The sequence below is a fragment of the Prosthecobacter sp. genome (assembly GCF_044378005.1).
GTDB lineage: Bacteria > Verrucomicrobiota > Verrucomicrobiia > Verrucomicrobiales > Verrucomicrobiaceae > Prosthecobacter.
Genome location: NZ_JBILYB010000217.1, coordinates 1 through 6,758, shown reverse-complemented (window position 1 = coordinate 6,758; position 6,758 = coordinate 1). Strand labels below are relative to the sequence as shown.

8 protein-coding genes are annotated in these 6,758 nt (G+C 62.3%); 6 read left to right on the top strand and 2 right to left on the bottom strand.

Going from position 1 to position 6,758, the window contains the following annotated elements; translation table 11 throughout:
• The 5 genes from AC6FTP_RS24585 to AC6FTP_RS24565 all read left to right on the top strand — a co-directional run.
• A partial coding sequence (locus AC6FTP_RS24585) for a serine/threonine-protein kinase (RefSeq protein WP_497209549.1) occupies positions 1–1,269 on the top strand: 1,269 nt, incomplete at its 5' end.
• The gene (locus tag AC6FTP_RS24580; protein WP_497209548.1) at positions 1,212–2,369 is read left to right on the top strand and encodes a pyridoxal phosphate-dependent aminotransferase; all 1,158 of its coding nucleotides are present in this window, start codon (positions 1,212–1,214) and stop codon (positions 2,367–2,369) included. The genes AC6FTP_RS24585 and AC6FTP_RS24580, both read left to right, overlap by 58 nt.
• Entirely contained in the window at positions 2,366–2,791 is a 426-nt protein-coding gene (locus AC6FTP_RS24575; RefSeq protein WP_497209547.1) for a DNA-processing protein DprA, read from the top strand. Before AC6FTP_RS24580 ends, AC6FTP_RS24575 begins: the two co-directional genes overlap by 4 nt.
• A gap of 205 nt (positions 2,792–2,996) precedes the next feature.
• Positions 2,997–3,692 carry a formylglycine-generating enzyme family protein gene (locus AC6FTP_RS24570; RefSeq protein ID WP_497209546.1) on the top strand — a complete coding sequence of 232 codons (696 nt, stop codon included), beginning with the start codon at positions 2,997–2,999 and terminating at the stop codon, positions 3,690–3,692.
• 71 nt (positions 3,693–3,763) lie between these two features.
• The gene (locus AC6FTP_RS24565; RefSeq protein ID WP_497209550.1) at positions 3,764–4,024 is read left to right on the top strand and encodes a DprA-like winged helix domain-containing protein; all 261 of its coding nucleotides are present in this window, start codon (positions 3,764–3,766) and stop codon (positions 4,022–4,024) included.
• On the opposite strand, the gene AC6FTP_RS24560 is transcribed toward AC6FTP_RS24565, so the two are convergent.
• Entirely contained in the window at positions 3,928–4,992 is a 1,065-nt protein-coding gene (locus AC6FTP_RS24560) for a transposase (RefSeq protein WP_497209545.1), read from the bottom strand. The two genes, AC6FTP_RS24565 and AC6FTP_RS24560, sit on opposite strands and share 97 nt — an antisense overlap.
• A gap of 150 nt (positions 4,993–5,142) precedes the next feature.
• Here AC6FTP_RS24560 and AC6FTP_RS24555 point away from each other — a divergent pair, with 150 nt between their 5' ends.
• A complete protein-coding gene (locus AC6FTP_RS24555) occupies positions 5,143–5,313 on the top strand; it encodes a hypothetical protein (RefSeq protein ID WP_497209544.1) in 171 nt (56 codons plus the stop codon).
• 112 nt (positions 5,314–5,425) lie between these two features.
• Here AC6FTP_RS24555 and AC6FTP_RS24550 read toward each other — a convergent pair.
• Positions 5,426–6,758, bottom strand: a 1,333-nt coding sequence (locus AC6FTP_RS24550; RefSeq protein WP_497209543.1) for a hypothetical protein, incomplete at its 5' end; no start/stop codon positions are given.

The window sequence follows — 6,758 nt, the reverse complement described above, 5'->3', positions numbered from 1 at the left end:
CTGGCGGAGGCGCTGCGCATTCTGCGGCAAATCGCCGCCGGATTGGAGGCCGCCCATGCCTCCGGGGTGATCCACCGTGACATGAAGCCGGAAAATGTGCTCATCGACCGAGATGGCATGGCCCGCGTGACCGACTTTGGACTGGCGCTGCCGCTGCACGAAGGGACCACTCGGCTCACCCTGGCAGGAACAACGGTGGGCACGGTGGACTACATGGCACCGGAGCAGCTCAAAGGCGGCGACCTCGACACCCGGCTCGATGTGTATGCCCTCGGCGTCATCGCTTATGAACTGCTCACGGGGCAGACGCCACGCGGTAGTTTTGATCCTCCGCACCGGCTGCGGGCCGAAATTCCACTGCACGTAAGCGCCACGGTGATGCGCGCACTCCGACCCAATCCAGCGGAGCGGTTCGCCAGTGTCGCGGTCTTCATTCTTGCGCTGCATGAAGCGCCAGTGACACGTCGGGCGCTGTGGCCCTGGCTGCTCGGCGCTTCCCTTTTCATCATGGCTGGCGCGGCGCTGTGGATGTGGCAGGCGGAGCAGGCCAAGACCGTGCCCGACCCGCCGCTGCCAGGGCCGTGGCACGATGGATTGGCTGGCGTGCGGGTCTATGAGGATGTGATCGGCGGTGACTGGCGGAAGGACGGCCATGGCGTACTCACCTCCAACGAGCAGATCTGCGCTGTGATCCTGGAAAGGGAACTGCCTCCCTTCTATGATGCACGCCTGCGGTTCACGCGCCTGGGCGGCGAGCATTCCGTGGCGCTGTTTTTCACCGCCAACGGCACGCTCGGCTGCTGTGATCTCGATGCCTGGGACGAGGGGCTGGCGGGGGTGCAGATGATCGGCGAAAAGTCGCTCATGGACGGCTACGGCTTCCGTTTTCCGCTGGAGAACGGCCGCAGCTACGAAATGCTCGTCGAGGTGCGTCCAGGCCGTGTGAGGGTCAGTGTGGATGGCGAGTTCAAGAAGGAATTCGACATCGCAGGGCAGCCGCTTTCGATCCCGATTCCCTGGGGTTGGCATGGCCCGGACAGGCGCTTTGCGCTCGGCATCGGCTCGTATGAAAGTCCCACTCGTTTCGACCTAGTGGAGTGGCGCGAGGTCCGAGTGGCCGCGGAGCAAGCCTCGCGCCGCGTTCTGTCCCTGCTCGCTGGCCCGCAAAAAAAGTCCTGCCAAAGCGGAAATCCTTTTTATCGGGACACGCCATGCCCCAGCCTGCCCGCCGACTCGAAGTCTTCACCGAATCTGTCATCCGCGAGATGACCCGCCTTTCCAACCGCCATGGTTCCATCAATCTGGCGCAGGGGTTTCCCGACTTCGATCCGCCAGTGGAGTTGATCGATGCGCTGGCGGTGGCGATTCGCGGGCCGTTTCATCAGTATGCGGTGACCTGGGGCGCGCCGCGTTTCCGGCAGGCGCTGGCAAAGAAGCATCAGCACTTCAGCGGACTGGAAATCGATCCCGACCGCCATCTCGTGGTCACCTGCGGCAGCACGGAGGCGATGATGGTGTCCATGATGACGGCCTGTGATCCGGGGGACAAGGTGATCGTCTTCTCCCCCTTCTACGAAAACTATGCGGCGGATGCGATCCTGACGGGGGCGATCCCCGTGCATGTGCCGCTTCATGCACCGGACTTCACCTTTGACCGCGCAGAACTCCGCCAGGCCTTTGCCTCCGGCGTGAAGGCCATCGTGATCTGCAATCCGGCAAATCCCAGCGGGAAGGTTTTCACCCGCGAGGAGCTGCTCTTCATCGCCGGACTGGCGGAGGAGTATGACACCTTTGTGCTGATGGACGAGGTCTATGAGCACATCGTTTATGCACCGCATGAGCATACCTACTTTGCCACCCTGCCGGGCATGTGGGAGCGCACCCTGAGCTGTGGCTCGCTGTCGAAGACGTATTCCATCACCGGCTGGCGTCTCGGGCATGTGTTTGCGCCGGAGCATCTGATTTCACGGGCACGGAAGGTGCATGACTTCCTCACCGTCGGAGCTGCCGCCCCTTTGCAGGAGGCCGCCGTGACAGCACTGGAGTTCCCGGACAGCTACTACACCGAACTGCAAAGCGCGTATGATGCGAAGCGGGATGTCTTCCTCGACTACCTGCGCCAGACCGGCCTGCCCTTCACCGAGCCACAGGGGGCCTACTACACGCTGCTGGACATCTCATCGCTGGGCTTCAAGACAGACACGGAGGCGGCAGAGTGGATGACCAAGGAAGTCGGCATCACCGGCGTGCCCGGCAGCAGCTTCTTCCGCGAACCCGAGCACCGCTACATCCGCTTCCACTTCGCCAAGAAGGAGGAGACGCTGCGTGCGGCGGGAGAGAAGCTGGTGGCGGGTCTGAAGCGGGGGTGAGCACCCGAGAGGCCCCGCTGAAGAGCGGCTCCCTCATCACCGCCCAGCAGGCCACCGAGCAGGGCCGCACCGTCTATGCCGTGCCCGGCCCCATCGACAAACCCACCTCCGCAGGCTGCAACCGCCTCATCCAGCAGGGCGCCAAGCTCGTCATGGATGGCGGCGACGTGCTCGATGATTTGACGGCCCTCTTCCCCACCGCCCCGAAACCACCGCCGCTGGAGGCCCCCAGGCCCATTGTCACCATGACCCTGGATGAAGAGATCCTCTTCAACGCCATCGACAACGAGGAGCGCCACATCGACGACCTCATCACCCGCTCCGGCCTCATGCCCGGCACCGTCAATGTCACCCTCATGCGCCTGGAGATGAAGCGCGTCATCCGCGCCCTGCCCGGGCGGCGCTATGTGCGGCTGGTGTGAGTTGTGAATGGGGTGGCACGTCTGGGCGGCCTGGGCTTTGAACCCCACTCCGATAGTAGCGATAAAGGGACAGACAACTGCGCTCGCCGAGTCTTGCAATGCCAGGCCCTTTTACTACTCTGCTCCCATGATTCCGAACACTGACAATTCCAAAGACAGCAACTTTGACTGCCTAACCATGTCACGAGAGGAACAGATCGCTCGTATGCGTGAGATCATCGCTTCCATGGTGCCTATCATCCCTGGCAGCGTGATGCCCGAAGAAGCTGCGAGGGTGAGCGTTGATGAGCTCTACTACATGAGCCGATTTCCCGTGACGCAGCGCTGGTATCAAGCCATCATGGGCACTAATCCGAGCCATTGGAAAGCCGACAGGATTCTCTTCACACAGCGCTGGCTTCAGACCATTCGCGGCAGTAAAGCCGAAAATCATCCTGTCGAACGCGTGTCATGGGAAGATGCCACGGCTTTTTGCTCTAAACTCAATGCCTTATGTAAGGAGACGGGTCTCAACGAGCTGCTTCCTAAAGGCCTGGAGTTTGCACTGCCCTGGGTGGCACAGTGGGAGTATGCCTGCCGCGCAGGTTCCACCAGCCGCTTTGGCCTGATGGCAAACGGCATGGGAGGCAATGCGCATCAGATGGCATGGTGTTGCGGCAACAGCGGCTATAATACCCATGCTGTCGGCCTGAAAGAACCTAACGCCTGGGGCTTACACGACATGCATGGCAATGTCTCGGAATGGTGTGAAGACGGGGGTAATCAGGGCCGGAATCGAAGATATCGTGGTGGCTGCTACAGCGATGGCGCAAGTTGCTGCACTGCATCCTCCGGCCACTACGACGAGAAGACCTACCGCCATCCCAGCATTGGCTTCCGGGTTTGCCTCAGGAGGCTGTGAGAGACAGCGATCTGGATAGAGTGTCTGTCCCTTTCTTGCTTCCTTGTCCCATCGACAATGAATAGCGCCACATCAACGACCTCATCACCCGCTCCGGCCTCATGCCCGGCACCGTCAACGTCACCCTCATGCGCCTGGAGATGAAGCACGTCATCCGCGCCCTGCCGGGGGAGAACGGGGGGAGAACGGGGAGAACGGGGTCAGGGTGCAACTGCTTGACAGTTCACCGGATTTTTCAAGTGGTGTGGGCATCCGTTTCATCCAAGAACATCCTCAGCGTATCAGGCACTCCTGCCAGCGCTTTCTTCCTCTCCAGTCGCCGGATTTGCTGACTCACATTCGCCGCCGATTTCATCACCAGCTTCTCCGCCAGCCATTCTTGCGACACCACCATCCGTCTCCACAGCAGGTCCGCCAGCAGCACCTTTCTCGGATCTGATCCCTTCACCCCGGCCAGTTCGCCACGCTTCAAGCCTGCCGCCTTCAGACCTTCCACCAGCCAGACCGCCGCCTGTTTCTCCCCATGCTCTCTCACCGACACCTGCTTGCGGTAGCCTCGCGACTTCGGCGCGCCCTCTTTCTTCAGAAGCGCCAAGGCCAGCTTCCTCATCCTCTCCCCAAAAGCCTGCGTCCCCCAAAACCATCCCCGGCGCAGATGACTGCACCGCGTGTCCACCTCATCAGACAGCGCCGGCACACCGCAGTTTTTGATCTCCTCCTCCACCGCCCGGCGATCCAACCTCTCCGCCATCTTCCTGCGCCCTGACACCGTGTCCTCCAGATCAAAGGCCTTGAACCCAGCCTCAGCCGCCAGCCACTTCGCCCTCCGTTTCGGCAACATCGCATAGGCGCTCGCCAGACTGCTCCAGGGATAGTCCAGCACACTCTGCCCCTTCTTGGGCTGGATCATCCGCGCTCTCACTGGATTGAGGTGAATGTAGTCCATCAGCGTCTGGTAATGGTAGCGATCCTGCCCTTCCACGACCACCGCCTTGTAGCGGTCGCCAAACAACCGCCCCCATTTCCGGTGACGCACATTGTAGCGGCGCGTGAGGGTGTTCTGCAGCCAGGACATCCCCGCTACGAGGTTCGGCTCCGGCGTCTCGATGAAGAGATGGTAATGGTTGCTCATCAGCACCCAGGCATGAACCCGCCAGCCCGTCATGTCACAGGCCTGGCTCAGCGTGTGGAGAAAGAACCGCCGGTCATCGTCATCATGAAAAATGTCCTCCCGCCGGTTCCCCCGGGCCATGACGTGATAAAAAGCCCCTGCGGCCTGAATACGAATGCTGCGTGCCATACCATCGTTCTCAACGAAGGATCAAAGCCTGTCAATGAGTTGCACCCTGACCCCGTTCTCCCCCGTTCTCCCCTGACCCCGTTCTCCCTGAGCTTCAGCCTTCCGCAGGGGACGGTGGGTGCGACCGGGGATCAGGGGCCGGCCGGTGAGGTGTCGCAGTCGGACCTGGGGAATGCCATCACGGGTGCGCTGAGCCAGACCAGCAGTAACACGAACGGTGTGAGCACGCTGGGGCTGGCGGTGAGTGATCCACCGAGCCAGGGGGAGATGCAGTTGATCGCCAACAAGCTGGATGAACTGATCTCGGCTCTGCGGAGGTAGTGGGGGAGACTTGGAAAGCACTGAGCACCACCGCGAGACGGCCACAAAAACAGGGCGACGCGCTGTCCTCTTGGAGTGTGAAATGCAGGCCAACTCTCGAGGGTGCTCTGGCCTATGGGGCGGCGGTGGGGATGATCTGCACTGCACCCGCGTGGACGGGCGTGGTGGTGAGGGTCTCGCCGGTGACGTCGGGAAGCTCGGGGAGCTGGAAGCTGCCGACGCCCTGCCAGCCGGCGGCGGTGAGCACGAGGAGGCCGTTGAAGGTGACTTTGCGGGGGAGCTTTTTCAAGATGGCTGGAGGTGGGCGGAGATCGAGCGGGTCATTGTCTTCAAGCGTGAAGGTACCGGTGAAGGTGCCTTTGGCGGGGACGAAGCTGAGCGTGGTCTTGCGCGGATTCAGGGCTGGATAGGTGACGGCGCTGGCTTTGCCCAGGGTGAGGGTGATGTCCGGCGTGGGCGGTGGTGAGCCGATGCCGCCGTGGAGGAAGCTGAGGCTGGCGGTGTTTGGACCGGCCTCCGCGAGACCGAGGACGAGTTCCGGGGCGACGGGGGCGATGTAGCGCGCGCCATCGGCTTCGAGGACGACAGCGTCTTCGAAGCCATCGGGATCGAGCCGCTGTTTGGCGGCGGCGGTGAAGGTGGGACGCCACCAGGAGATCGGGCCGTCGAGGGTGTTGTCATCGGGATTCGTGGCAGGGGCGATGTCGAGCTGACCCTGGAGGGAGCCGAGGTTTGTCGCGGTGTAGAGGGGGGTGAAGACGACCATTTGACCCAGAGCTCCCACGGCGCTGGAGGCGGTGTAGGTGCTGTCATCCGGGAGTCTGCCGGTGATGGTGGTGATGCCGGTGTCACGCGTGACGATGAAGGTGCCGAAGCCGGTGCCCTGGGGACTGCTGACATCCGCGAGTGCTGGCTCGGGCGGCATGGGGAGGGCGAAGTTGTAAGTGCCGACGGGTGCCTGGGTGCCGACGTAGGCGGTGGCGGGAGCGGTTTTGGTCCAGGGCACTTTCCAGCCATCAAAGTCGAGGGTGCTGGCACCCAAGGTCAGCGTGCCGGACATGAGGCCGGCATCGGTGAGGAGGAGATCGACACGGACGGGGGTGTCTTTGCCTCGGGCGACATCGAATCTGGCGGTGGCCTGGGTGAGATTCGTGGTGGCGGTGACGATGCGTGATTTGAAGCTGTGCTTGAGGGCACCCAGAGTGAGGGTGCCGGAGAAGCTGCCATTCGCGGTGATGACGAGGTCGATGCGCCCGCCGAGCCCCTGATTGAGGGCGGCACTCCTGCCCAGCGGACCGGTGAAGATGCCGGTCTTCGTGCCGAGACCGTGGATGAAGAGATTGGTCTCGACGGTATCGCTGTTCACGCTGTTGAAGGCGGTGAGGGTGATGGGAATGACGGTGGACGGTGCCTCCTCGGGGATGCCGGTGATGAGGCCGGTGACT

Excerpts from the sequence above, each read along its gene's own strand:
- AC6FTP_RS24560 (WP_497209545.1), bottom strand. The coding sequence starts at position 4,992 with ATGGCACGCAGCATTCGTATTCAGGCCGCAGGGGCTTTTTATCACGTC.
- AC6FTP_RS24570 (WP_497209546.1), top strand. The coding sequence starts at position 2,997 with ATGCGTGAGATCATCGCTTCCATGGTGCCTATCATCCCTGGCAGCGTG.
- AC6FTP_RS24580 (WP_497209548.1), top strand. The coding sequence starts at position 1,212 with ATGCCCCAGCCTGCCCGCCGACTCGAAGTCTTCACCGAATCTGTCATC.